This is a genomic window from uncultured Sphingomonas sp. (assembly GCF_964237155.1).
GTDB lineage: Bacteria > Pseudomonadota > Alphaproteobacteria > Sphingomonadales > Sphingomonadaceae > Sphingomonas.
Genome location: NZ_CAXSHH010000007.1, coordinates 45,913 through 69,785, shown reverse-complemented (window position 1 = coordinate 69,785; position 23,873 = coordinate 45,913). Strand labels below are relative to the sequence as shown.

The 23,873-nt window shown below is 68.6% G+C and carries 31 protein-coding genes; 22 read left to right on the top strand and 9 right to left on the bottom strand.

Going from position 1 to position 23,873, the window contains the following annotated elements; translation table 11 throughout:
- Nucleotides 1-103: 103 nt before the first annotated feature.
- The 9 genes from ACFE71_RS03285 to ACFE71_RS03245 all read left to right on the top strand — a co-directional run bounded on the left by ACFE71_RS03285 (nucleotide 104) and on the right by ACFE71_RS03245 (nucleotide 8,437).
- Entirely contained in the window at nucleotides 104-553 is a 450-nt protein-coding gene (locus ACFE71_RS03285) for an HIT family protein (protein ID WP_375427382.1), read from the top strand.
- A complete protein-coding gene (locus ACFE71_RS03280; RefSeq protein WP_375427381.1) occupies nucleotides 544-960 on the top strand; it encodes an adenylyltransferase/cytidyltransferase family protein in 417 nt (138 codons plus the stop codon). Before ACFE71_RS03285 ends, ACFE71_RS03280 begins: the two co-directional genes overlap by 10 nt.
- 43 nt (nucleotides 961-1,003) lie before the next feature.
- A complete protein-coding gene (locus ACFE71_RS03275; protein WP_375427380.1) occupies nucleotides 1,004-2,119 on the top strand; it encodes a CDP-alcohol phosphatidyltransferase family protein in 1,116 nt (371 codons plus the stop codon).
- 42 nt (nucleotides 2,120-2,161) lie between these two features.
- The gene (locus ACFE71_RS03270; RefSeq protein WP_375427379.1) at nucleotides 2,162-3,499 is read left to right on the top strand and encodes a lipopolysaccharide biosynthesis protein; all 1,338 of its coding nucleotides are present in this window, start codon (nucleotides 2,162-2,164) and stop codon (nucleotides 3,497-3,499) included.
- A gap of 280 nt (nucleotides 3,500-3,779) precedes the next feature.
- On the top strand, nucleotides 3,780-4,826 hold the full coding sequence (locus tag ACFE71_RS03265; protein ID WP_375427378.1) for a diacylglycerol/lipid kinase family protein: 1,047 nt from the start codon (nucleotides 3,780-3,782) through the stop codon (nucleotides 4,824-4,826).
- Entirely contained in the window at nucleotides 4,823-5,716 is an 894-nt protein-coding gene (locus tag ACFE71_RS03260) for a hypothetical protein (RefSeq protein WP_375427377.1), read from the top strand. Before ACFE71_RS03265 ends, ACFE71_RS03260 begins: the two co-directional genes overlap by 4 nt.
- On the top strand, nucleotides 5,713-6,456 hold the full coding sequence (locus tag ACFE71_RS03255; RefSeq protein WP_375427376.1) for a nucleotidyltransferase family protein: 744 nt from the start codon (nucleotides 5,713-5,715) through the stop codon (nucleotides 6,454-6,456). The genes ACFE71_RS03260 and ACFE71_RS03255 overlap by 4 nt, the downstream gene beginning before the upstream one ends.
- 47 nt (nucleotides 6,457-6,503) lie before the next feature.
- A complete protein-coding gene (locus ACFE71_RS03250) occupies nucleotides 6,504-7,406 on the top strand; it encodes a RimK family alpha-L-glutamate ligase (protein ID WP_375427375.1) in 903 nt (300 codons plus the stop codon).
- Nucleotides 7,406-8,437, top strand: coding sequence for an LLM class flavin-dependent oxidoreductase (locus tag ACFE71_RS03245; protein WP_375427374.1), 1,032 nt, complete (start codon nucleotides 7,406-7,408; stop codon nucleotides 8,435-8,437). The genes ACFE71_RS03250 and ACFE71_RS03245 overlap by 1 nt, the downstream gene beginning before the upstream one ends.
- A gap of 263 nt (nucleotides 8,438-8,700) precedes the next feature.
- On the opposite strand, the gene ACFE71_RS03240 is transcribed toward ACFE71_RS03245, so the two are convergent.
- From ACFE71_RS03240 to ACFE71_RS03215, 6 genes are all read right to left on the bottom strand, one after another.
- The gene (locus ACFE71_RS03240) at nucleotides 8,701-9,786 is read right to left on the bottom strand and encodes a 5-(carboxyamino)imidazole ribonucleotide synthase (RefSeq protein WP_375427373.1); all 1,086 of its coding nucleotides are present in this window, start codon (nucleotides 9,784-9,786) and stop codon (nucleotides 8,701-8,703) included.
- Between the two features lie 110 nt (nucleotides 9,787-9,896).
- Nucleotides 9,897-10,373, bottom strand: a complete 477-nt coding sequence (gene purE / locus ACFE71_RS03235) for a 5-(carboxyamino)imidazole ribonucleotide mutase (RefSeq protein ID WP_375427372.1) — start codon at nucleotides 10,371-10,373, stop codon at nucleotides 9,897-9,899.
- 257 nt (nucleotides 10,374-10,630) lie between these two features.
- Nucleotides 10,631-11,317 carry a 2,3-diphosphoglycerate-dependent phosphoglycerate mutase gene (gene gpmA / locus ACFE71_RS03230; RefSeq protein WP_375427371.1) on the bottom strand — a complete coding sequence of 229 codons (687 nt, stop codon included), beginning with the start codon at nucleotides 11,315-11,317 and terminating at the stop codon, nucleotides 10,631-10,633.
- Nucleotides 11,318-11,325: 8 nt separating this feature from the next.
- Nucleotides 11,326-11,784 (bottom strand): GNAT family N-acetyltransferase, encoded by a 459-nt coding sequence (locus tag ACFE71_RS03225; protein ID WP_375427370.1) that lies wholly within the window; start codon nucleotides 11,782-11,784, stop codon nucleotides 11,326-11,328.
- Entirely contained in the window at nucleotides 11,781-12,896 is a 1,116-nt protein-coding gene (locus ACFE71_RS03220) for a M14-type cytosolic carboxypeptidase (RefSeq protein WP_375427369.1), read from the bottom strand. The genes ACFE71_RS03225 and ACFE71_RS03220 overlap by 4 nt, the downstream gene beginning before the upstream one ends.
- A complete protein-coding gene (locus ACFE71_RS03215) occupies nucleotides 12,893-13,519 on the bottom strand; it encodes a DUF4136 domain-containing protein (RefSeq protein WP_375427368.1) in 627 nt (208 codons plus the stop codon). The genes ACFE71_RS03220 and ACFE71_RS03215 overlap by 4 nt, the downstream gene beginning before the upstream one ends.
- 148 nt (nucleotides 13,520-13,667) lie before the next feature.
- On the opposite strand from ACFE71_RS03215, the gene ykgO reads away from it, so the two are divergent.
- Genes ykgO through ACFE71_RS03195 form a run of 4 tightly spaced genes read left to right on the top strand, consistent with a single transcriptional unit; the run spans nucleotide 13,668 to nucleotide 15,150 of the window.
- Complete coding sequence (gene ykgO, locus ACFE71_RS03210) at nucleotides 13,668-13,793, top strand: type B 50S ribosomal protein L36 (RefSeq protein WP_004210176.1); 126 nt, start codon at nucleotides 13,668-13,670, stop codon at nucleotides 13,791-13,793.
- Nucleotides 13,790-14,413, top strand: a complete 624-nt coding sequence (locus ACFE71_RS03205; protein WP_375427397.1) for an HAD family hydrolase — start codon at nucleotides 13,790-13,792, stop codon at nucleotides 14,411-14,413. Before ykgO ends, ACFE71_RS03205 begins: the two co-directional genes overlap by 4 nt.
- 39 nt (nucleotides 14,414-14,452) lie before the next feature.
- Entirely contained in the window at nucleotides 14,453-14,758 is a 306-nt protein-coding gene (locus tag ACFE71_RS03200; protein ID WP_375427367.1) for a type II toxin-antitoxin system Phd/YefM family antitoxin, read from the top strand.
- Nucleotides 14,755-15,150 carry a type II toxin-antitoxin system VapC family toxin gene (locus tag ACFE71_RS03195; protein WP_375427366.1) on the top strand — a complete coding sequence of 132 codons (396 nt, stop codon included), beginning with the start codon at nucleotides 14,755-14,757 and terminating at the stop codon, nucleotides 15,148-15,150. Before ACFE71_RS03200 ends, ACFE71_RS03195 begins: the two co-directional genes overlap by 4 nt.
- Here ACFE71_RS03195 and pyk read toward each other — a convergent pair.
- A complete protein-coding gene (gene pyk, locus ACFE71_RS03190; protein ID WP_375427365.1) occupies nucleotides 15,126-16,595 on the bottom strand; it encodes a pyruvate kinase in 1,470 nt (489 codons plus the stop codon). The genes ACFE71_RS03195 and pyk overlap by 25 nt on opposite strands.
- A 75-nt stretch (nucleotides 16,596-16,670) precedes the next feature.
- Between pyk and ACFE71_RS03185 the strand changes: the two genes are divergently transcribed.
- The 4 genes from ACFE71_RS03185 (at nucleotide 16,671) to ACFE71_RS03170 (ending at nucleotide 19,465) form a co-directional block, all read left to right on the top strand.
- Nucleotides 16,671-16,961 (top strand): DUF1244 domain-containing protein, encoded by a 291-nt coding sequence (locus ACFE71_RS03185; protein ID WP_375427364.1) that lies wholly within the window; start codon nucleotides 16,671-16,673, stop codon nucleotides 16,959-16,961.
- 99 nt (nucleotides 16,962-17,060) lie between these two features.
- Nucleotides 17,061-18,410 (top strand): amidohydrolase family protein, encoded by a 1,350-nt coding sequence (locus tag ACFE71_RS03180; RefSeq protein WP_375427363.1) that lies wholly within the window; start codon nucleotides 17,061-17,063, stop codon nucleotides 18,408-18,410.
- Between the two features lie 151 nt (nucleotides 18,411-18,561).
- Nucleotides 18,562-18,843: a DUF2312 domain-containing protein gene (locus ACFE71_RS03175; RefSeq protein WP_375427362.1), complete on the top strand. Its 282-nt coding sequence runs from the start codon at nucleotides 18,562-18,564 to the stop codon at nucleotides 18,841-18,843.
- A gap of 229 nt (nucleotides 18,844-19,072) precedes the next feature.
- Entirely contained in the window at nucleotides 19,073-19,465 is a 393-nt protein-coding gene (locus ACFE71_RS03170; RefSeq protein WP_375427361.1) for a type II toxin-antitoxin system death-on-curing family toxin, read from the top strand.
- On the opposite strand, the gene ACFE71_RS03165 is transcribed toward ACFE71_RS03170, so the two are convergent.
- Nucleotides 19,466-20,911, bottom strand: coding sequence for an AAA family ATPase (locus ACFE71_RS03165; RefSeq protein WP_375427360.1), 1,446 nt, complete (start codon nucleotides 20,909-20,911; stop codon nucleotides 19,466-19,468).
- Between the two features lie 91 nt (nucleotides 20,912-21,002).
- Here ACFE71_RS03165 and ACFE71_RS03160 point away from each other — a divergent pair, with 91 nt between their 5' ends.
- The 5 genes from ACFE71_RS03160 to ACFE71_RS03140 are packed head-to-tail and all read left to right on the top strand — an operon-like array spanning nucleotide 21,003 to nucleotide 23,345.
- The gene (locus tag ACFE71_RS03160) at nucleotides 21,003-21,746 is read left to right on the top strand and encodes a YebC/PmpR family DNA-binding transcriptional regulator (protein WP_375427359.1); all 744 of its coding nucleotides are present in this window, start codon (nucleotides 21,003-21,005) and stop codon (nucleotides 21,744-21,746) included.
- Nucleotides 21,747-21,751: 5 nt separating this feature from the next.
- Nucleotides 21,752-22,252, top strand: a complete 501-nt coding sequence (ruvC, locus tag ACFE71_RS03155) for a crossover junction endodeoxyribonuclease RuvC (RefSeq protein ID WP_375427358.1) — start codon at nucleotides 21,752-21,754, stop codon at nucleotides 22,250-22,252.
- Nucleotides 22,253-22,261: 9 nt separating this feature from the next.
- Complete coding sequence (gene ruvA, locus ACFE71_RS03150) at nucleotides 22,262-22,858, top strand: Holliday junction branch migration protein RuvA (protein WP_375427357.1); 597 nt, start codon at nucleotides 22,262-22,264, stop codon at nucleotides 22,856-22,858.
- Nucleotides 22,859-22,878: 20 nt separating this feature from the next.
- Nucleotides 22,879-23,067: a DUF5397 family protein gene (locus ACFE71_RS03145; protein WP_375427396.1), complete on the top strand. Its 189-nt coding sequence runs from the start codon at nucleotides 22,879-22,881 to the stop codon at nucleotides 23,065-23,067.
- Nucleotides 23,067-23,345 (top strand): virulence factor, encoded by a 279-nt coding sequence (locus ACFE71_RS03140; RefSeq protein ID WP_375427356.1) that lies wholly within the window; start codon nucleotides 23,067-23,069, stop codon nucleotides 23,343-23,345. The genes ACFE71_RS03145 and ACFE71_RS03140 overlap by 1 nt, the downstream gene beginning before the upstream one ends.
- Before the next feature lie 49 nt (nucleotides 23,346-23,394).
- Here the strand turns inward: ACFE71_RS03140 and ACFE71_RS03135 are convergent, their stop codons facing one another.
- Complete coding sequence (locus tag ACFE71_RS03135) at nucleotides 23,395-23,721, bottom strand: hypothetical protein (RefSeq protein WP_375427355.1); 327 nt, start codon at nucleotides 23,719-23,721, stop codon at nucleotides 23,395-23,397.
- Nucleotides 23,722-23,873 lie beyond the last annotated feature (152 nt).

The following is a 23,873-nucleotide window of genomic DNA, read 5'->3' as shown; positions in this document are numbered from 1 at the left end:
GCATGTTCGGCCACAACGCCACAACGCCCGTGAAAGCGCCGCCGGCTTGCCCGGTCCGCGCGGATTGCTAAGCAATTGGAGCCGGGCCGTGGAGGGAAAGTCGATGCCGCAGACGCTGAAGGAGTTTCGGGACAAGTTCCGGATTGAGGAGAACCTTCTTCACCGCACCGACGGATGGACGGTGTCGCTGCGTCCCGGCGCGTGCACGCTGGGCGCGTGCGTGATCAGCGCGGATCGTCCGCATGGTTCGTTGGCCGGGATTGATGCGCGCGAGGCGGCGGCGCTGGTCGCTGCGGTGAGCTGGTTCGAGACCCGGGCGCGCGCCACGTTCGGGGCGGACAAATTCAACTATCTGGCGTTGATGATGGTGGACGATCAGTTGCATCTCCACGCCCTGCCGCGCTATGCCAGCCCGCGCGACCTGGGTGGGGTGAGCTGGACCGATCCGGGCTGGCCGGGGCAGCCCGACTTGAAGCATGCGAATACGGCCGATGCCCAAGCGCTCGCGGCGGTGATGGCGGCGCTGACCGGAAGGCCTGGCGCGTGGCGCTAGTCTACACTGCCGGCACGTTCGACCTGCTCCATATCGGCCATGTAAGGATCATTCGCGCGGCGCGCGGTTTCGGCGAAAGGCTTGTCGTTGCAGTCTCCACCGACGAGCTGGTCGCGGCGTACAAGGGCAGGAAGCCGGTGGTACCGTTCGACGAGCGGCTGGAGATGGTTCGCGCGCTCCGCGACGTCGATGCGGTCGTCGCGCAGCACGATCAGGACAAGTTCGCCGCCTGGGAGCGCATGCGCTTCAACGTTTGGCTGGTCGGCGACGACTGGTTCGGCACGCCCAAATACGAGGAGTACCGGCGCAGGCTGGAGGCGGTCGGCGTCCACTGCGCCTTCGTGCCATACACGTCCGGCGTGTCGTCGACGAGCCGCAGGCACGACGCGGGCGCGTCGGCGTCCTGACGCCCTCGACCTGTGGCGCGGGTCGTGTAGGAACGCTGACGACATGACCGCCGCCTCCGCCCGCCCCCAACTTGTACCCGTGGGCGACAATCCGACCCGTATCTGGGGCATGACCAACGCCGAGCGCGTCCGCCGCATCGCGCGCGCGCAGAAGCTGGACGGCGTGCAGGAGGACGGCGCGACACTACTCGCCAATCTGGCCTATGCATTCGATCCAAACTGGACGACGCATCTCGCTCAACTGCCCGACGCGGTCGTCACCCGAGACGGGGTGCCGGTTCTCGCCCATGTGACCGACCCAGCTACGCGATCGTTGGTGGAGGGTGCGATGCTGGGCGGTACGGCCGCTGCGGCGGGGTTGCGCGTGATCGCCGCCGAGGACGAGGCAGGCGTCCTGAACGAGGCGCTGCGCAAGCGCGAGCGGCCCTTCGCCGAACGGCTGATTCCGGCTAACGTCCATGCGATCGAGCGCGCCAGCTACGACGGTGCCTACAAGGGGGTGACCGACGTCCTGACCAAGTATCTCTGGCCCGGGTGGGCGTTTGCGCTGACGAGGGTGGCGGCACGGATCGGGATCAGTCCCAACGGCGTGACCGCGATCGGCACGGTCGGCTGCATCGCGGCTACGGTCGCGTTCTGGTATGGCTGGTTCTGGAGTGGGCTCGCCGTGGGCCTCGCCTTCATGGTGCTCGACACCGTGGATGGAAAGCTCGCGCGTTGCACAATCACCTCCTCGACAATCGGCAATGTGTGGGATCACGGGATCGACCTCGTCCATCCACCCCTTTGGTGGTGGGGGTGGGCCGTCGGCTGCGCGCCGTACGGGCGACCGTTGGAGGACGAAACCTTCTGGATCGTGATGGCGACAATGATCGTCGGCTATGTCGCACAACGGGTAATAGAGGGGGCTTTCATGCGGCTCTATGGCATGCACATCCATGTATGGGAGCGGTTCGACAGTCGCTTTCGGCTCGTCACCGCTAGGCGCAATCCCAACATGGTGATCCTGTTCGCCTCGCTCGTGATCGAGCGGCCAGACTGGGGGATCGCCGCAGTCGCCGGATGGACCGTGATCTCGCTGGTCGTCCACGCAGCACGATTGGGGCAGGCCGTGACGGTGCGCGGGCGGAGTGGGACGATCCGAAGCTGGCTGGCCTAACGCTTGCCGTGCGCGCGTAGGCGGCCTAGCGTCGGAGTGACGATGATGGGTGTGCCCCTGACCGAGCCTGGTTTCGGCCTAGGGCGAGCCGGCCGCGCAGTTGCGCGCAATCTCGGCTGGCTGCTGGCGAGCAAGGGTGTGCTCGCGGTCTTGTCGCTATTCTATCTCGGTTTCGCGGCACGGGCGCTAGGCGTTACCGGCTTCGGCCGCTTCGCGCTGATCACGGGCGCGGCGCAGGCGCTCGCCACGCTGGTCGCGTTCCAGAGCTGGAAGGTGATCGTCCAATACGGCGTCGGGTTGGTGCGTACCGGCGACGAGGTCGGTCTCGCCCGGCTACTCAAGGGCGCGGCCATCCTCGATCTACTGAGCGCGGTGATTGGGTCCGTCGTCGCGGTAATTATCCTGGAGATATGGAGCGAGCAGTTGGGGATTAGCCCCACGCTAAAACGCGCGACGCTGATCTTCGCGGTCGTCCAAGTGATCACGATCCGCTCGACGCCGCTCGGCATCCTCCGGCTGCGCGACCAGCTTCCACGCTCGGCGATGGCCGACAGCGCGACCGCGGTCGCGCGTTTCGTCGGGGCGGGACTCGTCACGCTGATCCATCCGACGGTGCAGGGCTTCATGGTCGTGTGGGCGTTGGCGGAGATCGTCACGTCGGGCATCTACTGGACGATGGTCGCCTGCGGGGGCGACCTAGCTCTGCTGAAGCGCGGCGGAAATGTCGGGCGGTTGCTGCGCGACCATCCCGGCATCGTCCGCTTTGCGCTCAGCACTAATGCTAGCGCGACGCTCGCCTTATCGAGCAAGCAGGTGCCGCTGCTGGCGGTCGGCGCGGTGCTGGGGCCGTCGGCGGCGGGCGTGTTCCGACTGGCGGGACAGCTCGCCCAGGGGCTCGCCAAGGTATCGCAGCTAGTCGCGCGCGCCGCATTTTCCGAGATCGTGCGCGCGGTCCAGGGCCGCGACCGGCGCGGCGTCCGCCGCCTGCTGCTCCGCTCGGTAGGCGCGAGCCTGCTCGGCGGGCTGTTGATCCTGCTGATCGTCGTACTGATCGGCGAGCCCGTGTTGACGCTCGTCGCCGGGCGCGAGGTGAAGGGCGGCTACCCCATCCTGGTCGCGATGGCTGCCGCGGGATGCGTCGAGTTCGCCGCGACCACGTTCGACACAGTGATGACCGCTCGCGGTGAGGCGGGCACTGTCTTCGTGATCCGTTGCGTCGGCGTGGCCGTCCTCGCGGCGGTCGCGGTCGTCGCGATGCCACTGTTCGGCGCGACCGGCATGGCCGCCGCGGTCCTGATCGGTTCACTCGCCGCCGTGTTGTTGATGGCGGTGGTGTGCTGGTGGAGGTTGCGCCCCGATGCGGAGCCGGAGATCGCATGAGCGGGTCCGTGTTCAGGGTGGCTCGCCGGGACGCTCGACTAGGCGAATATCCTTCATCGGCACGGGGTCGCTTACGGTGTCGTCGCCCACGACCCGGTAGGTTCAGGGTGGCACCGGCCCGACCTGTCCCGCTGCCGCCCGGCGAGGCGGGCGTACGCTCCGGATGCGGACGCGCCATCGCCGCTGACGGTAAGTCCGGGTCGCCCCTGCGCATGAGCGTCGCATATCGAAGGTAACATATTTGTAGCAACGGGCGGATCTTCGCCCATATGGTCGGGACGTGAACGGAACCATATACGATTTTGCCGGGCTGTCCCGGGTCGCCGCCCTCGCGCCTGACGGATGGGGCCGTGCGGAACCGCGCCGCGAGCTCGTGGCGGCGAACCCGCCCTCGCGCATCGGGCTGGTCAGTAACCCGCGAAGCCGCCGCAATAAAAAGGCGGGCGGCGTGCCCGCCGCGCGACCCGACATACTCGCCGCCGCACCGCGCTCGCGTGCCGAGCTGCGCGACACGATGGTCCGCTTCGCCCAGTCGGGTGTGGATCTGGTGATCGTCGACGGCGGCGATGGCACGGTGCGCGATGTCCTGACCTGTTCGGGCGAGGTATGGGGCAATCGGTGGCCGCGTTTCGCGGTGCTGCCGTCGGGCAAGACCAACGCTCTGGCGCTTGACCTCGGCTGTCCCCGCGACTGGACGCTCGACCAGCTGCTGGAAGCCGCGCGCGCAGGCCGGACCGCGACCCGGTCGCCCGTCGCGATCGAGCGGCGCGACCAGCCGGGCGGTCCCGTACGCGGCTTCCTGTTCGGGACGGGGGCGTTCGTGGCCGCGACCGCGCTGGCGCAGCGCACGCACAGGGCCGGGGCGTTCGATGGCGTCGCGGTTGGGCTGGCATTGTCCTGGGCGGTCGCGCGGACCGTCTTCGGACCGGTGTCGAGCGGCTGGCGTCGCGGCGAGCGGCTTCGGCTTCGCCATAGCGACCGTTCGGTCGCGATGCACGGGGCGGACCGGGCCGTCGACCGCAACCATTATTTAATGCTCGCCTCGACGTTGGAGACGCTGCCGCTCGGCATTCGACCGTTCGGCTCGGCGCGGCCGGGGCTGAAGACGTTGACGATCGACGCCCCGCCGCGCCGCATCCTCGCCGCGGTCGGGCCGCTGCTCGCCGGGTCGGAAGCCGTCTGGCTGGAGCGAGCGGGCTTCCACCGCGTCGATGCGCCGTCGGCCGATCTCGACGTCCCCGGCGGCTTCATCCTTGACGGCGAGGCGTTTCCCGGCGGCGCATACCGCCTGTCCGAGGCGACCCCGATCGACTTCGTCGTCCCGTGACGCGCGATCTGGCCGCGTTCGTCGAACACTCGCTGGACCGGCCAGTCCCCGATTTCGTCAAGGCGGCCGCGGCTGCGCTCGCCGCGCGCGATCCGGGCGCGCTCGCCGTCCTATTCTACGGCTCGAACCTGCGCACCGGGTCGATCGAAGGCGTGCTCGACTTCTACCTGCTGCGCGATGGCCCGGTCGAGCGCGGGGTGTGGCCGCGGGTCGGCTATCGCGAGCTGACGCACGAAGGCGCCGTGCTGCGAATCAAGCTGGCGACGATGACGCTTGCGACCTTCGCCCGCGCCGCCGCCGCGCGCACTCTCGACACGACGATCTGGGCTCGGTTCGTCCAACCGTCCGCGCTGGCCTGGAGGCGCGACGCGGCCGCGGCCGAACAGGTTGGAGCGGCGGTGGTGTCGGCGGCGGTATCGGCGACGCGTTTCGCCGCGGCGCTGGGACCGGAGCGGGGTCAGGCGGAGGATTATTGGCGCGCGCTGTTCGCCGAGACCTACGCCGCCGAGTTCCGCGTCGAACGGCGGGGAAGGGGTGACGAAATCGTCGCGCACGATCCGGACCGCTATGCGCGCCTGCTCCCGCTCGGGTGGGCGGGGGGCGGCGTGGCATTCGCGACCAGCGGCGAGATCTTCACCCCGTCGCTCCCACCGGCGGTGCGCGCGTCGTTGCGCCGCGCCTGGGGACGCCGCCGCCGTGCGGGCAAGCCGCTCAACCTAATACGCCTGACCAAGGCGGCTTTCACTTTCGATGGCGCGGCGCGGTACGGGGCTTGGAAGATCGAGCGGCATACGGGCGTACCGGTCGTGCTGACGCCCTGGCGCGAGCGTCACCCGCTACTGGCCGCGCCCGGCGTGCTGTGGCGCGTATGGCGGGCGGGACGCGCGTGAACGCGCTGATCCTGGCCGGGTCGCGCGGCGGGACAGATCCGGTCGCGGCCTATGCGGGCGTCGCGCACAAGGCGCTGATCGAGCTCGGCGGCGAGACGCTCCTCGCCCGCGTCGCCCGCGCGACCGAGGAAGCAGGCTGCGTGCCGGTGGTGTCGACGGATGATGCGGAGGTCGCGGCCGAGGCGCGGCGGCTCGGCTGTCGGGTGCTGCCGTCGGCTCCCGGGCCGAGCGCAAGCGTCGCGGAAGCGCTGGCGGCGGTCGGCGCGCCGCTCCTCGTCACCACCGCCGACCATGCGCTGCTGGAGGCCGGGTGGGTCCGCCGCTTCGTCGCGGACACCCCGGCCGATGCGGACGTGGCGGTGCTGCTCGCGCGGCGCGACGTGATCGACGCGGCGCTGCCGGGGACGCGGCGCACCTATCTGCGTTTCGCCGACGGGGACTGGTCGGGATGCAACCTGTTCCTGCTCGCGAACCACCGGGCGGCGGGCGCGATCCACCTGTGGAGGCTGGTCGAGGCGGACCGCAAGCGGCCCTGGCGGATCATTCGACGTTTCGGCCTGCGCATGCTCATCGCCTACCTGCGGGGACGGCTTACACTGGCGCGCGCGGTGGAGCGACTGGGAGAGCTGGCCGAGGTCCGCGCCGCCGTCGTCGCGAGCCCGGCTGGGCTGGCGGCGGTCGATGTGGACAAGCCCGCCGATCTGGACGCGGTGCGGCGGGTGATCGCCGCGCGCGGGTGAGCGAGCGGAGGGTGGCGACCGCCGGCCGGAGGTGGCAGGGCGGCGCGATGCACGACCTCCTTATCCTGTATGAGCACCCCGACTGGTTCCGCCCGCTCTTCGCCGCGCTCGATGCGCGCGGAGTCGACTACGTCGCGGTCCGGCCCGACGGTGGATGGAACCCGGCCGACCTCGCCCGGCCCGCGCGCGTGGTGTTCAACCGGATCGCCATGTCGAGCTTCCTGCGGTCGGGCGAGCATCCGATCTTCCACGGGGTCGCGCTGCTCGACCATTGGCGGCGGAGCGGGGCGCGGGTGATCAACGGGGCCGAGGTGTTGAGTGTCGATGCGTCGAAAGCGCGGCAGTTGTCGCTGCTCGCGGGGTTGGGGCTCGCGATCCCCGAGACGCGCGTCGTCCACCGGGCCGCCGATGTCGAAGCCGCCGCGGGCGAGATCGGCTTTCCGTTGGTCGTGAAGGCGAACATCGGCGGTTCGGGGGCGGGGATCGTGCGGTTCGACAATTCGTCCGAGTTGCGCGCGGTGGTCGCGGCGGGGGAGCTGCCGCTCAGCATCGACGGCGTGCTGCTGGTGCAGGAGTACGTCCCCGCGCGGGACGGGGTGATCACGCGGCTGGAGACGCTCGACCGCAAGCATCTCTACGCGATTGAGGTCGCAGGCGGGGGGGCGTTCGACCTGTGCCCGGCCGATGCCTGCGTGGAAGGATCGGGGATCAGCATGCGCGCGGTCGAGCCCGTGGCCGAGCTGCGCGCGGCGGGAGAGGCGGTCGCGCGGGCGATGGATCTCGATGTCGGCGGGGTAGAGGTGATGATCGACGACCGCGACGGGTTGGCCCGCTTCTACGATATCAACGCGCTGTCCAATTTCGTGGCCCGGCCATTGGACGTGCTGGGGTGGGACCCGCACGAGCGTTTGGTGGATTACCTGATCGCTCAAATCGAGGACGCCCGCTGATGCGCTATGGTTACTGGATGCCGGTGTTCGGCGGGTGGCTGCGCAACGTCCCCGACGAGGGGATGGAGGCGAGCTGGGATTACGCCAAGCGGCTGGCCCAGGCGTCGGAACGCTGGGGTTACTCGCTATCGTTGATCGCCGAGCTGAATTTGAACGACATCAAGGGCGTCGAGCAGCCCGCGCTCGATGCCTGGTCGACGGCGGCGGCGCTGGCGGCGGTGACGGACAGCCTGGAGCTGATGGTCGCGGTCAGGCCGAACTTCCACCATCCGGCGCTGTTCGCCAAGGCGGCGGCGAACATCGACCGGATCGCGGGCGGGCGGCTGGCGCTGAACGTCGTGTCGAGCTGGTGGGCGGACGAGGCCAAGCAGTACGGGCTTCAGTTCGACCAGCATGACGATCGCTATGCGCGGACGTCCGAGTGGCTGAAGGTGGTCGAGGGGCTGTGGACGGAGGACCGGTTCAGCTTCGACGGCGACTTCTACAAGCTGGAGGACGCGATCTGCTCGCCCAAGCCGGCGGGGCGGCCGGTCGTCTATGCGGGCGGGGAGAGCGACAAGGCGAAGGCGATGATCGCCGCGCAGTGCGACGCTTATGTGATGCATGGCGACCCGGCGGAGGCGATCGCGCCCAAGATCGCCGACATGGTGGCGCGGCGCGCGGCGTTGGGCAAGGCGCCGATGAAGTACGGCATGGCCGCCTATGCGATCGTCCGCGACACCGAAGCCGAGGCGAAACGCGAGCTGGAGCGGATCACGACGGTCGCCGAGCTGCCCGCGGGGTACGCCAATTTCGACCAGTGGCTGTCTGGAACGCAGCTGGAGCGCGAGCTGAAGCTGCAGGAATACAGCGTGTCGAACCGGGGGCTGCGACCGAACCTGGTCGGCACGCCCGAGCAATTGCGCGAGCGGATCGAGGAATATGAGGCGACGGGGCTTGACCTGCTGCTGCTCCAGATGAGCCCGCAGGCGGAGGAGATGGAACGCTTCGCGACGCAGGTGATGCGGACGGTGCCGGCGGAAGTTCACTAAAGTTCACGCCAAGAACGGCTTGGACTTCTTGCGAGTGATTAGCAGTAGGAGGCGGCGTTTGTATACCCGAGCGTCTTTTCCTGGCACCCGAGCGTAGGCTGGGGTCTTCGCCACGGGTGCGCGCTTCTGAACAACGTGATCCCAGCCTATGCGAGGATGACGGATTAAGACGAGGTCGACGGTTTCAAGGAGCACGGAGTTTTTTACAAATCCGATTCGCGAGGATTTGACAGAGTCGGGCGCTGTAGGACAGCCCTAGATAATCAGCACGTCACCCGCGTCACATGCCCCATCTTCCGCCCCGGCTGGGCGTCGCGCTTGCCGTAGAGGTGGAGGTGGGCGGCGGGTTCGGCGAGCAGGGCGGGCCAGCGGTCGGCATCGGGGCCGAGGAGGTTCTCCATCGTGACGCGCCCGCCCGTCAGCGCGGTGGAGCCCAGGGGGAGGCCGCAGATGGCGCGGATGTGATTCTCGAATTGCGAGCAATGCGCTCCCTCGATCGTCCAATGGCCGCTATTATGGACGCGAGGAGCCATCTCGTTGAAGACGGGGCCGTCGGCTGTCGCGAAGAACTCGCAGGTGAGGACGCCGACATGGCCGAGCCGGTTGGCGACGGCTCGGGCGAGCGCGACGGCTTCGGGGGCTTGTTCCAGGATCAGGTCGCGCGCCGGGACGGTGGAGGTGTGCAGGATGCCGTCGCGGTGGACGTTCTCGGGCGTGTCGTAGACCGCGACCGCGCCGTCGGGGGCGCGGGCGAGGATGACGGAGAACTCGGCGGCGAAGTCGACCCGGGCCTCGACGATCGCGGGGACGCCGCGGCGGAGCGGCGGCGGCGAGCCGATCGCGGCCCAGGCGTCCGCGGCTTCCGCGGGGAAGTCGATCCGCGCCTGGCCCTTGCCGTCATAACCGAACAGCGTGGTCTTGAGGATCGCGGGCGCGCCGATCTCGGCAAGCGCGGCGGAGAGCGCGCCAAGCGAGTCGACGGAACGCCAATCGGCGGTGCGGCCGCCCAGCTCGGCGACGAGCTCCTTTTCATTGGGGCGATAGCGCGAGACTTCGAGCGACCCGGCGGAGGGGGCGACGGGGACGCGGCCCGACAGAAAGGCGACCGCATGCGGATCGACATTCTCGAACTCGTAAGTGGCGATGTCGACGCGGGCGGCGAAACGCTTCATCGCGTCAGCGTCCTCGAAGCGGCCTTGCGTCCATTCGGCCGCGACCTCGGTCGCGGGGCCGCTGGCTTCGGGCGCGAATACGTGGCTGCGGTAGCCTAGCCGGGCGGCGGCGACCGCGAGCATCCGGCCGAGCTGGCCGCCGCCGAGGATGCCGATGGTGGAGCCGGGGGGGATCATGCGGGCACCATCCCCGTCACCCCGGGCTTGACCCGGGGTCCCGCTTTTTCGGCGCGGGAAGGTAGCGGGACCCCGGATCAAGTCCGGGGTGACGAGGGCAGGAAAGGTGTTCACTCGGGTTTGTCCGCCACCGCCTCGGTCTGCACGGCGCGCCAGGCTTTCAGCCGCTTCGCCAGCGCCTCATCGGCCGTCGCCAGGATCGCCGCCGCCAGCAGGCCGGCGTTGATCGCGCCCGGCTTGCCGATGGCGAGCGTGCCGACGGGGACGCCGCCGGGCATCTGGACGATCGAGAGGAGGCTATCCATGCCCTTCAATGCCGCGCTCTCGACGGGGACGCCGAGCACGGGCAGGTGCGTCATCGCCGCCGCCATGCCGGGCAGGTGCGCCGCGCCCCCCGCGCCGGCGATGATCACCTTCAGCCCGCGCTCGGCGGCGGTGGTGGCGTAGTCGTATAGGCGCTTGGGGGTGCGGTGGGCGGAAACCACCCGGGTCTCGTGCGCGACGCCGAGCGAGTCGAGCATATCGGCGGCGTGACGCATCGTCTCCCAGTCGGAGCGCGAGCCCATGATGATCCCGACCTGCGCCATGCGCGAGCGATAGCCGGGGCCGTTTCACCCGGCAAGCGAGGCAATTTCTAGTCGATGGTCGCCGCTGCGCCGCCGCCCAGCGCCGGAGAGATCGGACCGGGAATCACGGGCGTGGGTTCCGGATCCGCATCGGGATCGCGACGCCGCGCCGCAGGCTTGAAGTGCATGGCCGGGCGCGCGCGCGTGTTGGCGATCGCGAGCCGTCTAAGCGAAGCTATCCTCGTCACGTTACCCTCCGTTGGTTCTATCGGCTCGCCCTAACGCTCGCTAAGATAGTAGCGATCGGTCGCGTTAAGTGCGTTATCCAGCTCATACACGATCGGTTGTCCGGTGGGTATCTCCAGATGCGCGATCTCCGCGTCCGAGATGCCCGACAGGTGCTTGACCAGCGCGCGCAAACTGTTGCCATGCGCGGAGATGAGGACGCGCCGGCCATCGCGGAGGGCGGGGGCGATGCGCTCCTCCCAATATGGGAGGACGCGCGCGATCGTGTCCTTCAGGCTCTCGGAGGTCGGGACGGGGATGCCGGCGTAGCGGCGGTCGTCGGTCAGGTCGTATGCGCCGCCCGCCTCAGCCGGGGGCGGGGGAATGTCGAAGCTCCTGCGCCAGACCTTGACCTGATCCGCGCTGTGCCTGGCGGCGGTCTCCGCCTTGTCGAGGCCGGTCAGCCCGCCATAATGGCGCTCGTTCAGCCGCCAATGTTTCTCGACGGGCAACCACAGGCGGTCCATCGCCTCCAGCGCGAGGTTGAGCGTCTTGATCGCGCGGGTCTGGAGCGAGGTGAAGGTAAGGTCGAAATCGAGCCCGCGCGCCGCCATCAGCTCGCCCGCCGCGCGCGCCTCGGCCGCGCCCTTCTCGGTCACGTCGACGTCCCACCAGCCGGTGAAGCGGTTTTCGAGGTTCCAGGCGGACTGGCCGTGGCGGATCAGGACGAGGGTGGGCATCGGATTCCTTACAGGAGAAGGGTCATGAAGCGGTTGTGCGGGCTGGGCGGATAGCCGCCGAAGACGGGGCCGTCGACGAAGCCGAACGCCTGGTACAACGCGATTGCCGGGCCGAAGGCGGAGCCGCTGCCCGTCTCCAGGCTGATCCGTCGATAGCCGCGCGTCCGCGCGGTCGCGGCGATGTGGTCCAGCAGCAGGCGCGCGACCCCGCGGCGAAGGAACGTCGGCGCGGTGCGCATCGACTTCACCTCGCCATGTGTCGGCTCCAGCTCCTTGAGCGCGGCGAAGCCCGCGAGAGCGGTTCCTTCCCACGCCGTCCAGAACGTCACGGTGGGCGTCGACAGCCCGTCCGCCCCCAGCACGTGCGCGTTCTCGGCGGGTCTACCCGCGCGGCCGAACGCGACGTGCGCCGCGAGCAGGTCGGCGACGGCGGGCGAGGTCGGGTCGTCCTGGCGGAGCGTGATCACAGGTCGTCGATCATGCCCGCCAGCGTCTCCAGGCAGGCGTGGGCGAGGCGCTTGGACCGGCCGGGGCTCCAGCCGAATTCGGGATCAGGGTTGGGGTCGTGGTCCTTGAACGGCATCTCTAGGGTGCAGGCGACCGCGCGGAAGCGCTCGGCGAGCTGGTTGGTGGACATGGACAGGTTGGCCTTGCCCGCCGACGCCTTGGAATAGCCGAGCTCGGTCTGGAAGTCGGGGGTATGCGCGGCGAGGCGGCGGCCGAATTCATAGAAGTGCGCGCCGTGGTCGTCGTTCCAGCTAGGGATGCCCTCATAACCGGCGATGAAGTTCGCCGGGATCGCCTCGTCGCCATGGACGTCGATCGCGAAGGTCACGCCGGTCTCGTCCATGGCGTTCCGGACGCAGAGCACCTCCGGGCTGCGCTCGGGGCTGGGCGCGTGCCATTCGCGATTGAGGTTCACTCCGCCTGCGTTGGTGCGCAGGTGCCCGCGCCGGGTGCCGTCGGGGTTCATGTTGGGAACGCAGTGGATCGTCGCCTTGGCCAGCAGGTCGCGCGTGCGAGGATCGGGGTCGGTCAGGCGTTCGAGCAGGCCCTCCATGAACCATTCGCACATCGATTCGCCAGGATGCTGGCGCGCGTAGATCCAGACGGGCTTGGGCCCCGAGCCGACCGACAGGCGGTCGATCGCCTGGCCGTCGAGGCTGCGGCCCAGTTCGCGGTGAACGACGCCGGGGTAGGCGGCGATGCGGGCGATCAGCGCGTCGTGCCGGTCCATCGTGTAGGGCGCGAAATAGGCGAACCAGGCGAGTTCGGTGTCGACGTCCCAAGTCCATTCCAGCACGCCGTCGGCATAGGCGGTGGGCGTCATCCGCCACACCTCGCGATCGGTCGAGGCGCGCACCCTGTAGCCCGGCCAGCCGAACGGATAGGCCGACTTGCCGGCATTCAGGATGCGGAAGGTGAGCGTCCGCCCGCGCGCGCCGGCGACGCGGAAGTGGAACCATTGAAAGAAATCGGACAGGTGATCGGCGACGATCTCCAGATCCACGCGGTCTCCCTCGACCGCGACGACCCGGATGTTGCCGCCATCGAAGGCGGCGTTGATGCTGAGGCTCATCGGACTTCGATAGTACGACCCGACTCTCCCGGAAAGGCCGTGAACAGCGCGCGGGCGAGCCGCGCGGCGAGCGCGTCGGTCTGTCCGTCGGAGCTGCGCACGTCGGCGGCGGCCTGGGCGTTGCCTTCCCAGATCGGCGACAGGTCCGCGCGACGCTTGATGGTGACCGCCAGTTCGGACACGACGAGCTCCCGCGCGCGACCGCCGCCGAGCGGGAAGCCGATCCCGCCGCCGAGCCCCACGCCGCCGCCGCGCCGCCCGCCGCTGAAACCGCCGCCGCCGATGCCGATCGAAAAGGGCGAGCGGCGTGGCGGGCCGACATCGTTGCGCCGACGGAAGGCGACGGTGGCGACGTATTCGGGCGTCGCGCCCGGCGTCGCGCGCGAATAGCCATTGCGGAGCAGCTCGGCCTCGACCGCGGCGGCGTAGCTCCGATATTCGAGCGAGGGCGGGATGCCGGCAGTGGTCTGGAGCGGTTCGACCGCTACGGTGCCGCGCGCGATCGGCTGGCCCAGATGGTAGCGGATCGCTTCGGCGGGCGGGGTGATCGCGGTGGTCGCGCATCCCGAGAGGCTTATGCCGGCCGCCGCCAGCGCAACGATCATTCCGCCCATATTCTTCATATCGCCGCAATCCTTCGCGTCATCGTTACAGGAGTGCAACGCACGGAACCCGGGCGCGGGTTCCCGAACCTTGACTTGGGGACGCCGCGCTCATACGCCGCGCGCTTTCCGAACCTCCCGTCCAGCATACCGGAAGCGAACGCGCGCCATGAAGATCCGCAACTCCCTGAAGTCCTTGAAGGGCCGGCACCGCGACAACCGCGTGATCCGCCGCCGCGGTCGGACCTATGTCATCAACAAGACCAACCGGCGTTTCAAGGCGCGCCAGGGCTGAACCACCCTGCTCCGACGGCCGTCATCTTCGATGTCGGTCGTGTCCTGTACGATTGGGATCCCCGGTATCTCTATCAGCGCCTGATCCGGGAGGATCGGGCGCTCGACGCGTTCCTGCGCGACGTGGTCACGTCCGAGTGGCATTTCCAGCATGACGCCGGCCGCAACTTCGCCGACACGTCGGCCGAGCTAACCGCGCTCCACCCGCACCATGCCGAGCTGATCGCCGCCTGGGGATCGCGCTTCCTCGAATCGATCGGCGATCCGGTGCCCGGCATGCATGTGCTGGTCGACGATCTGGAGGCACGGGGCGTGCCGCTTTATGCGATCACCAACTTCTCCCACGAGTTCTGGCCGCCTTTTCGCGAGCGTGAGGCAGCGATGTTCGACCGGTTCCGGGACGTGGTCGTGTCGGGCGCGGAGAAGCTGGTGAAGCCCGGCGCCGCGATCTACCGCCTGGCGCTCGAGCGGTTCGGGCTGACGGCGGAGCGGACGGTGTTCATCGACGACAATATGGCGAACGTGGCGGGCGCGAGCGATGTCGGTTTGGTGGCGCTGCACTTCACCGGCGAGCCGAAGCTGCGGGCGGAGTTGATGGACCTGGGATTGCTTGACGATTGACGATCTGTTGTGTACAATCATGTACTCAAGGAGTAACCCATGGAAATGTCCGTTCGCGAAGCCCGCGCCCAGTTCGCTCACGCATTGTCGTTCGCCGAGCGCGGCGAACGCGTCACCATCACTAAGAACGGTACGCCCGTGGCGGAGCTGGGACCGCCCACGCTCAAGAAGGGCGGCCTCGATTGGGATCGGCTGGAGCGGGTCCGTCGCGAGATGGGCTTGGACAAGCTGCCGCCCGATCCGCGCAGCGACGAGGAGTGGTTGGCCGATTTCAACGATCCGGTTTGGACGCGCGAGATCTTCGGTCCCGACTATTTCGACGATGAGTCGGCAAGCCCGACGTGAAGTTGCTGCTGGATACGCATTTCCTGATCTGGCTGGCTACGGAGCCGCATCGACTCAACCCGGCCGAGCGCGCGCTGACGGGGAACCCAAGCATCTCGATCCAGGTATCGGTCGTGTCGCTTTGGGAGGTGCGGATCAAATGGGAGAGCCTGGACCGTCACGGTCGGCGGAAAGGTAGCATTGCCCCGAGTGACGCAATCGCATTCGCCAATGAAAATGCGCTTACGCTTGTGCCGCTCACCCCGGACATGACCATCCTACCGCTAGAAATAGAGGTGGCCAATGCCGACCCGTTGGACAGGATGATCCTGACACAGGTGCAGGCGCTCGGTGCCCGGCTCCTCACCCGCGACGCGAAACTCAGGGATCACCCGCTCGCGTTCGTGCCGTAGTTCTTCAGCTCGTCGCCTCTGATGCGGACGACGTGGATGACGTTGGTCGATCCGGGGGTGCGGAAGGGGACGCCGGCCATGACGATCACCTGGTCGCCCGCCGCCGCGATGCCGTGGCGGAGCGCCATGCGCTTGGCCTTGGCGACCATCGCCTCGAAATCCTCGACGTCGCGGGTCAGGACGGCGTGGGTGCCCCATAGCAGGCCCAGGCGGCGGGCGGTCGACTGGCTGGGGGTGAGCACCAGGATCGGCACCGCGGGCCGCTCGCGCGCGACGCGCCTCGCGGTCGAGCCGCTGGTGGTGAAGCAGATGATCGCCTTTGCGCTGACGGTCGCAGCGATGTTCTTGGCGGCCTCGGCGAGCGCGTCGGCGGTGGTGGGATCGGGCTTGGTGATCGTGAAATGGACGCGGTCGCCGTGGCCGGGGTCGCGCTCGACCGCTTCGCCGATCGCGTTCATCATCGACACCGATTCAACGGGCCAGTCTCCCGCCGCGGACTCGGCGGACAGCATGATCGCGTCCGCGCCGTCATAGATCGCGGTCGCCACGTCCGACACCTCGGCGCGGGTGGGAGAGGGTGAGGTGATCATCGATTCGAGCATCTGCGTCGCGACCACCACCGGACGGCCGAGCCTGCGCGACACCTCGACGATGCGCTTCTGGAGCGCGGGGACGGTCTGGGGCGGGAGCTCGACGCCCAGGTCGCCGCGCGCGACCATCACCGCGTCGCATTGCTCGACGATCTCCTCCAGCCGCTCGATCGCCGACGGCTTCTCGATCTTGGCGAGCAGCGCGGCCTTGCCCTCGATCAGGCGGCGGGCCTCCATCAGGTCCTCGGGCCGCTGCACGAATGACAGCGCGATCCAATCGACGCCTTGGCCGACCGCCCAGGCCAGGTCGGAGCGGTCCTTCTCCGTCAGCGCGGCCATCGGCACGACGACGTCGGGGACGTTCAGGCCCTTGTTGTTGGACAGCTTGCCGCCGACCTCGACCCGCGTCGCGATGCGGCCTTCGTCATGCTCGACGACGCGGAGCACCAGCTTGCCGTCGTCGAGCAGCAGGCGCGCGCCCGGTTCGATCGCGGCGAAGATCTCCCGGTGGGGTAGTCCGACGCGTGCATCGTCGCCGGGCGCGTCGGAGCGATCGAAGGTGAAATCCTGGCCGGTGCGGAGCGTGACCCCGCCGCCCTCGAAGCGGCCGACACGCAGTTTGGGGCCCTGCAGGTCGGCGAGGATCGTGCTCGGGCGGCCGAATCGCTTCTCCAGATCGCGGATCGCCTGGACGACCGCGACCTTGGCCGCCTGATCACCATGCGACATGTTGATGCGGAACGCGTCCGCGCCCGCCTGAAACAAGGCACCGATCATCTCGGGGGTGCTGCTGGCGGGGCCGAGGGTGGCGAGCACGCGCACCTTGCGCAGGCGGGGCGGCAGGGACTTGGTCATGGGGAAACGCTCCGGCTTTGCGCCCGCACGCTCTAGGGCCTAATCCGACCCGATCAACCGAAAGGCGCATCACGCATGGACCGGATGGACGAGATCGACGACCGCACCGCCGCCGAGGCGTTCCGCCGCCTGGTGAGCCACCTGCGGCATCGGACGGACGCCCAGAATGTCGATCTGATGGGCTTGGCGGGTTTCTGCCGCAACTGCCTGGGCGACTGGGTGGCGGAGGCGGGCGGGACATCCCGGGAACAGGGACGCGAGGCGATTTACGGGATGCCGTATGCCGAGTGGAAGGCGCGGCACAATGGGGACGCGACGCCCGAACAGCTCGAGCGGATGGCGGATAGCGTGAAGCGGAATGCCTGATTCTCCATTCGCCCTGAGCTTGTCGAAGGGTCGGCTTTCTCTCTACGGTAGCGAAGAAGAACAAGCCTTCGACAAGGTCGGGCCGAACGGAGAGGTAAAATGACCAGATCGATCGCACTCGTACTCGCGTCGCTGACCGGCACCGCCGCCGTCGCCCAAATCGCGCCGCCGCCGGCCGTGACCCCGGCCCCCTCCGTTACCACCTACATCCATGCGGGCCGCCTGCTCGATCAGCCGGGCCAGGCGCCGCGCGGGCCTTCGACGATCGTGGTGCGGGACGGCAAGGTCGTGGAGGTGCGCGACGGCCATGCCGCCCCGCCCGCGGGGGCGCGGCTGGTCGACCTGAAGGATCGGTACGTGCTGCCCGGGCTGATCGATATGCACGTCCATTTCTATTCGACGGGCTACCCGCTCCAGGCGCGGCTGGAGGCCACGACGCGCGATCTGGAGGACGACCTGCTGACGGCGGTCGCCAACGCCAGGCGGACGTTGGAGGCGGGCGTCACCACCGTGCGCGACCTGGGGGGCGAGCCGCGCGGCATCCGGGCGCTGCGCGACGCGATCGCGCGCGGCGAAGTGGCGGGGCCGACGGTGGTCAACGCCGGGCGCATGGTGTCGGTCACGGCCGGGCATGGCGACGCGAACGGGCTGAAACGCGAATACGCGCATGTCGAGCGCGAGGCCTCGCCCGAAATTTGCAACGGCCCCGACGATTGCCGGCGGGCAACGCGCGAGCAGATCTTCTCGGGCGCGGAGGTGATCAAGTTCGCGGCCACCGGCGGGGTCGGATCGAACATCGCGGGCGGCCTGGAGGCGCAGATGACGCTCGAGGAGATGAAGGCGATCATCGACACCGCGCATGCCTTCGGGCGTAAGGCGGCGGCGCACGCGCACGGCAAATCGGGGATCGACCTGGCGCTGAAGGCGGGAGTCGACTCGATCGAGCACGGATCGTATCTCGACGACGAGACGATCCGGCTGTTCAAGACGACGGGCGCGTACCTCGTCCCGACCATGCACGCGTTCGAGAGCGTGATCCGGCAGGGCCGCGCGGGCGAGCGTCCCGCCGCCTCCGCCGCCAAGGCCGAGCAGGTGTCGCTCGTCGTCAAGCAGAGCCATGCCCGCGCGTTCAAGGCGGGGGTGAAGGTCGCGATGGGCACGGACTCCGGGGTCGGCCCGCACGGCACCAACGCGCTCGAGTTTGGGTACATGGTCGCGCAGGGGATGGCCCCGATGGCCGCGATCCGATCGGCCACGATCGCCGCCGCCGACCTGCTCGGCCGCGCGGACCGCATCGGCCGCATCCAGCCCGGCATGGACGCCGACATCATCGCGGTGGCGGGCGATCCGGTCGCGGACGTCGCGCGGCTCACCCAGGTCGAGTTCGTGATGCGGCGCGGGGTCGTCCACAAGCAGGGCGGCGAGCGGCAGGTCTTCCCGGTGAAGTAAGCGGGTCGCCGCCCAAGGCTGGAAGGGGTGGGGGCTTGAAGCGGAGGGTGGTTGCCGCCTAAGCCTCACCTTATCGGCGTGGGCGTTAATCGCTGGCCGACCAGCATCATCAACACGAAGAGACGCGGGCCGCCCGAGGGGGCCGCCCGCCATGGGGGATTTCATGGTCGAGGAATTGGGCGAAGCGGGCCGCACCGGCGGGCACGTCGCGGCGGACGAACTGAAGCTGCTGATCGAGCGCGCGGAGCGGCTGGAGGAGGAAAAGAAGGGCATCTCCGACGACATCAAGGACGTGATGGGCGAAGCCAAGTCGCGCGGTTACGACCCCAAGGCGATCCGCAAGATCCTGTCGATCCGCAAGAAGAAGAAGGATGAGTATCAGGAAGAGGAGGCGATCCTGGAGGTATATATGCAGGCGCTGGGGATGATCTGAGCCCGGGCGGGTGCGGGGTCGATTTTACCATAGCCTGCTGCTATGGCCTTTCGCGCAAGTTTCGCATGGAGCTAGGTTGAAGTGGCGACCGCATATGATCCTCCTGTGAAAAAGCGGCGTACGTTCGTCGCCAAGCCGCGTCGCGATCTGGATGTGGAAGCTTTGCGCAACGAGATCGAGAAGCGTTATGAGAACACGCTGAGGTATCTTGGGCGCTGAGCCGGTTTGGTTGACGGCCAACGACGTCGAAATGATCCACGATCGCCAGCTTCGTGCGTTTGGTGGGTTGGCAGGCGTCAAGGACCCGAACCTCCTGCACAGCGCGGTTGCTGCTCCGCGCAATCTCTTCCTCTATGATGAGGAAGAGGACGTGCTCGCGTTGTCGGTCAAGCTGTGCTTCGCGCTCGCGATGAACCATCCGTTCGTCGACGGAAACAAGCGAACCGCTACCTCGTCGATGGTCGAGTTCCTCGCGCGCAATGGCTTGGAGCTGCTCGTTCCTGACGACGAGGCGGAAACGCCGCTTTTGGGTCAGTGGATCGAGAAGCTGGTCCGGGGCGATCTTACGAGCGATCAGTTGCTTGATCGTCTGGAGCCGTTCGTGCAATCCACGACTGACTGATCACGACGCCTCCGCCGGCTCTGTCGTCCAACCCAGCCGGGGGATCGCGATCGACCGCTTGCCCGACAGGTCGGTGCGGGTGACAAACAGGTCGCGGGTCTCGATATAGCCGATCAGGCGGCGGACGCGGCCGAGCGAGCTGGTGCCGTAGGTGCGGGCGAGTTCGGCATCGGTGGGGCAGGCGCGACCCTCGCGCGCGGCGCTCGCGACAAGCAGGAACGCGCCGAGCATGTTGTCGGGGAGCGTGCCGCCCAGCGCCAGCGCGTCGGTCCATGCGGGGTCGGCCACGTCGAAGACGCCCGCCCGCGCGCAGGCGAGGCGGCGGGTGAAGCCGGGCAGGTCGAGCGCGGGCCGGGGCAGGCCCGTCATGCGGCAGCGGACCTGGAAATCCTGGAACAGCTCGGCGATAGGGCGGAACGCCGAGCCGGCGTCGGCGACGACCGCCTGCAACGCCCCGGCATAGATTGCTTCCTCCTCCACGTCTGATTTGGCGGGCGGGGCGGCGAGCGTTTCGGGCCGGACGATCCGCCGGTCGAGTTCGTCGGCTGGGACGACGCGCGGGCGCTCGTCGAAGCTCATGGGCAGTCGTGGCGCGTCCGACTCGGCGAGAAGGCCGGCCAAATCCATTGGCGTGGCCGTCGGAAGTGGGGTTAGCTTGGGGCTGGAGCTCCGCGCGTCGGTCGATACCGCGCCGATGCGGACGGTGACCGGGCGGCGCGCGATGGCGGGGCCGAGTCCCAGGAAGCTGCCGCGCGGCAGGTCGCGGATCGCCTCCGCCTGCCGCCGCTCCATGCCCAGCAGGTCGGCGGCGCGCGCCATGTCGATGTCGAGGAAAGTACGTCCCATCAGGAAGTTCGACGCTTCGGCTGCGACATTCTTGGCGAGCTTGGCCAGGCGCTGCGTCGCGATCACGCCCGCTAGCCCGCGCTTGCGGCCCCGGCACATCAGGTTGGTCATCGCGCCGAGCGACGCGCGGCGCACCTCCTCCGCCACCTCGCCGCCGGTGGTGGGGGCGAAGAGCTGCGCCTCGTCAACGACGACGAGCGCGGGGTACCAATGCTCGCGCGGCGCGTCGAACAGCGCGGAGAGGAACTGCGCGGCGCAGCGCATCTGGCTCTCCGCCTCCAGCCCTTCGAGCGACAGCACGACGGAGGTTCGGTGCTCGCGGATACGAGCGGCGAAACGCGCGATCTCGCGTTCCGAATAGCCCGCCGCCTCGATCGCCAGATGGCCGTACGGCCCGGCGAGCGTCGTGAAGTCGGCCTCGGGGTCGATCACCACCTGCTGGACCTGCCCCGCCGAGCGTTCGAGCAGCCGGCGGAGCAGGTGCGACTTGCCCGATCCCGAATTGCCCTGGACGAGCAGGCGCGTCGCCATCAACTCCTCCAAATCCACCGCGACCGCGCCGCCGCGCTCGTCCACGCCCAAATCCACTGGCACCGTCATGCCCGGGCGTGTGGCGGAAGCGTCGGCGGGGGGCAATTGCCGTGTCGATCGGTTCGGCGTTAAAGGGCCGTCTCCCCGAATAGAGGCGACGATGGCAGGCCATTCCAAGTTCAAGAACATCATGCACCGCAAAGGCGCCCAGGATAAAAAGCGCTCCAGCGCGTTCTCCAAGCTGAGCCGCGAGATCACCGTCGCAGCCAAGATGGGCCTGCCCGATCCCGACATGAACCCGCGCCTGCGTGCCGCCGTGAACGCGGCCAAAGCGATGTCGCTGCCCAAGGACAACATCCAGCGTTCGATCGACAAGGCGACGCGCGGCGACGCGGAGCTGTATGAGGAGGTCCGGTACGAAGGCTTCGGCCCGGGCGGCGTGTCGCTGATCATCGAGGCGTTGACCGACAACCGCAACCGCACCGCGACCAACGTGCGCACCGCCGTCGCCAAGAACGGCGGCAATCTCGGCGCGAGCGGGTCGGTGAGCCACGGGTTCGACCGGATGGGGCTGATCAACTATCCCCCGGCGGTCGGCGGTGCCGACAAGGTGTTTGACGCCGCGTTGGAGGCGGGAGCGGAGGACGTGACCTCCTCGGAGGACGGCCACGAGATCTGGACCGCGCAGGGCGACTTGCATGAGGTTGCCAATGCGCTGGAGCCCGTGCTGGGGCAGGCGGAGGGCGCGAAGCTGGCCTGGCGACCGCAGGTCAGCGTAGCCGTCGGCGACGACGACGCGGCGACGCTGTTCAAGCTGATCGACACGCTGGACGACGACGACGACGTGCAGACGGTGTGGGGCAATTACGAGGTGTCGGACGCGGTGATGGAGCGGTTGGGGTAGCGGGCGTGATCATCTTGGGCCTCGATCCCGGGCTGGGCACCACCGGTTGGGGGCTGATCCGCATGGAAGGGAGCCGGCTCGCGCATGTCGGCAACGGTCGCCTCAAGACCGACAGCGCCGCGCCGCTGCCGCAGCGGCTATCGCACCTGGACGACCAGATCGCGGCGCTGCTCGCCGACCACATGCCCGAGGGCGCGGCGGTCGAGGAGGTGTTCGTCAACGCCAACCCGCAATCGACGTTGAAGCTTGCCCACGCGCGCGGGGTCGCGCTGTGCGCGCTCGCCCGGTTCGGGCTGACGGTCGGCGAGTACGCGCCCCGGCTGGTGAAGAAGGCGCTGGTCGGGACCGGGGCCGCCGAAAAGATGCAGGTGCAGGCGATGGTCGCTCGACTATTGCCGGGCGCGAAGATCGACGGCCCGGACGCGGCCGACGCGCTGGCGGTGGCGATCACGCATGCGCACCATGCCGCGAGCGCGGGGATGACGGGTAGGGGCCGCATGGCGTAGACCTCCTTTATGATCGCACACTTGAAGGGACGCCTGGACGCGACCGGCATGGACCACGCCGTCATCGACGTGGGCGGAATAGGCTACCTCGTCGGTGCCTCGACGCGCACGCTGGCGGCGCTCGGATCCCCCGGCGAGGCGGCGACGCTATTCACCGAAATGCTGGTCGCGGAAGACTCGATCCGCCTGGTCGGCTTCGCCCACGCGGCCGAGCGCGATTGGTTCCGGCTGCTGACGGGCGTGCAGGGCGTCGGCGCGCGCGTCGCGCTCGCCATCCTGTCCGCGCTGGAGCCCGCCGATCTCAGCCGCGCCGTGCTGGCGCAGGATAAGGCCACGGTCGCACGCGCGAACGGCGTCGGCCCCAAGCTTGCGGAGCGGATCGTCCGCGAGCTGAAGGACAGGATCGGCGGAGTCGCGCTCGGTCCAGCGGCCGCGTCGCAGGCGGTTCCGACCGGCGCGGGCGCGGACGCCGTCTCCGCGCTCCTCAATCTCGGCTTCCGCCCCGCCGAGGCGGCGAGCGCGGTCGCGCAGGCGGAGGAGGAGCTCGGGCCGGGCACGACACTCGACGCGCTGGTCAGGCTGGCGCTCCGCAAGGCGGCGAAGTAGGAAGAGAGCAGGAGGTGCGAATGGTCGATATGGGCGTGTTGGTTGGAGCGATCCGGCGGTTCGGCCTGGTCGGCCCGGCGTATGAGATCGTCGCGCCCGCCGCATCATCGCCTGTAGGCGAGCCGCATATGCGTATCCACGTTCTTGAGTCGGGTGAGAGCCTCGACTATCCGGTCAGCGCGATCCTGACCGATCCGACGGACGATTGATGTTCGCAATCGGGTTCGACCTTCTTCTGCACCAGACCAGGGCAACGCACCCGAAGGGAGTCAGCCAAGCCTACGCGGACATCGGTGCGGTCCTGAACCGCTACGGCTTTGCGCGAGTGCAAGGTAGTGTTTATGTGTCGCAGGGCGACAGTCTCGTCGCGGTCACGCTAGCGATGAACGCGCTCAGGGGGCTGCCCTGGTTCCCGACCTGCGTACGCGATATTCGCGCGTTCAAGGTCGAGCATTGGAGCGACTTTACCGACTTCATGAAATCCTGAGAGCGGGTAAGGCCCCGTGATCGCGCACGCGACCACGGGGCCATCGTAATCAATCCTCGTCGCCGCTCGACTGGAGCGCCTGGCCCAGATGGCGGACCTTCTCGGCGACCTTCTCGTCCTCGCATTTGTCCGCAAGCTTGACGGTCGCGGGGCCAAGCTTGCCGAGCAGCTTGGTGACGGACGCCTGGTTCGGCTCTTCCTTCTCGAGCTCCTTGGCGAGCTTTTCCAGATCGCCGCGAACGCCCTTCGCGCCCGTGACTTCCGTCTCCTCGAGCGCGGCGGCCCATTCGTGCGCCAGCTTCGCGCCGGATTTGGGCGTGGCGTTCTCCAGGCCCTTTTCGATCGCGCCCTCGGTGGCGGCGAAACGCTTCGGCATGATCTTCTCCCGGGCAGTCCGCGCGCCGCCCGGAATGGGGGCCGGATGCGAGGGGGTGAACCAGCCGCCCGCCCGCCCGTTCCCCGCCCCATTGATTCATTTCGATAGGTCGTTCGACGGGTCGCGGTGCCCTGTCCTGCCACCGCGCGTTC

Bases quoted from the DNA above. Each gene is read 5' to 3' on its own strand.
- ACFE71_RS03270 (WP_375427379.1), top strand. From the start codon at position 2,162: ATGATGGGTGTGCCCCTGACCGAGCCTGGTTTCGGCCTAGGGCGAGCC.
- ACFE71_RS03165 (WP_375427360.1), bottom strand. From the start codon at position 20,911: ATGACGGTGCCAGTGGATTTGGGCGTGGACGAGCGCGGCGGCGCGGTC.
- ACFE71_RS03250 (WP_375427375.1), top strand. From the start codon at position 6,504: ATGCACGACCTCCTTATCCTGTATGAGCACCCCGACTGGTTCCGCCCG.
- ACFE71_RS03215 (WP_375427368.1), bottom strand. From the start codon at position 13,519: ATGAAGAATATGGGCGGAATGATCGTTGCGCTGGCGGCGGCCGGCATA.
- gpmA (WP_375427371.1), bottom strand. From the start codon at position 11,317: ATGCCCACCCTCGTCCTGATCCGCCACGGCCAGTCCGCCTGGAACCTC.
- ykgO (WP_004210176.1), top strand. From the start codon at position 13,668: ATGAAGATCCGCAACTCCCTGAAGTCCTTGAAGGGCCGGCACCGCGAC.
- ACFE71_RS03185 (WP_375427364.1), top strand. From the start codon at position 16,671: ATGGACCGGATGGACGAGATCGACGACCGCACCGCCGCCGAGGCGTTC.
- ACFE71_RS03245 (WP_375427374.1), top strand. From the start codon at position 7,406: ATGCGCTATGGTTACTGGATGCCGGTGTTCGGCGGGTGGCTGCGCAAC.
- ruvA (WP_375427357.1), top strand. From the start codon at position 22,262: ATGATCGCACACTTGAAGGGACGCCTGGACGCGACCGGCATGGACCAC.
- ACFE71_RS03160 (WP_375427359.1), top strand. From the start codon at position 21,003: ATGGCAGGCCATTCCAAGTTCAAGAACATCATGCACCGCAAAGGCGCC.
- ACFE71_RS03140 (WP_375427356.1), top strand. From the start codon at position 23,067: ATGTTCGCAATCGGGTTCGACCTTCTTCTGCACCAGACCAGGGCAACG.
- ACFE71_RS03285 (WP_375427382.1), top strand. From the start codon at position 104: ATGCCGCAGACGCTGAAGGAGTTTCGGGACAAGTTCCGGATTGAGGAG.
- ACFE71_RS03240 (WP_375427373.1), bottom strand. From the start codon at position 9,786: ATGATCCCCCCCGGCTCCACCATCGGCATCCTCGGCGGCGGCCAGCTC.
- ACFE71_RS03220 (WP_375427369.1), bottom strand. From the start codon at position 12,896: ATGAGCCTCAGCATCAACGCCGCCTTCGATGGCGGCAACATCCGGGTC.
- ACFE71_RS03135 (WP_375427355.1), bottom strand. From the start codon at position 23,721: ATGCCGAAGCGTTTCGCCGCCACCGAGGGCGCGATCGAAAAGGGCCTG.
- ACFE71_RS03275 (WP_375427380.1), top strand. From the start codon at position 1,004: ATGACCGCCGCCTCCGCCCGCCCCCAACTTGTACCCGTGGGCGACAAT.
- ACFE71_RS03145 (WP_375427396.1), top strand. From the start codon at position 22,879: ATGGTCGATATGGGCGTGTTGGTTGGAGCGATCCGGCGGTTCGGCCTG.
- ACFE71_RS03175 (WP_375427362.1), top strand. From the start codon at position 18,562: ATGGGGGATTTCATGGTCGAGGAATTGGGCGAAGCGGGCCGCACCGGC.
- ACFE71_RS03200 (WP_375427367.1), top strand. From the start codon at position 14,453: ATGGAAATGTCCGTTCGCGAAGCCCGCGCCCAGTTCGCTCACGCATTG.
- pyk (WP_375427365.1), bottom strand. From the start codon at position 16,595: ATGACCAAGTCCCTGCCGCCCCGCCTGCGCAAGGTGCGCGTGCTCGCC.
- ACFE71_RS03180 (WP_375427363.1), top strand. From the start codon at position 17,061: ATGACCAGATCGATCGCACTCGTACTCGCGTCGCTGACCGGCACCGCC.
- purE (WP_375427372.1), bottom strand. From the start codon at position 10,373: ATGGCGCAGGTCGGGATCATCATGGGCTCGCGCTCCGACTGGGAGACG.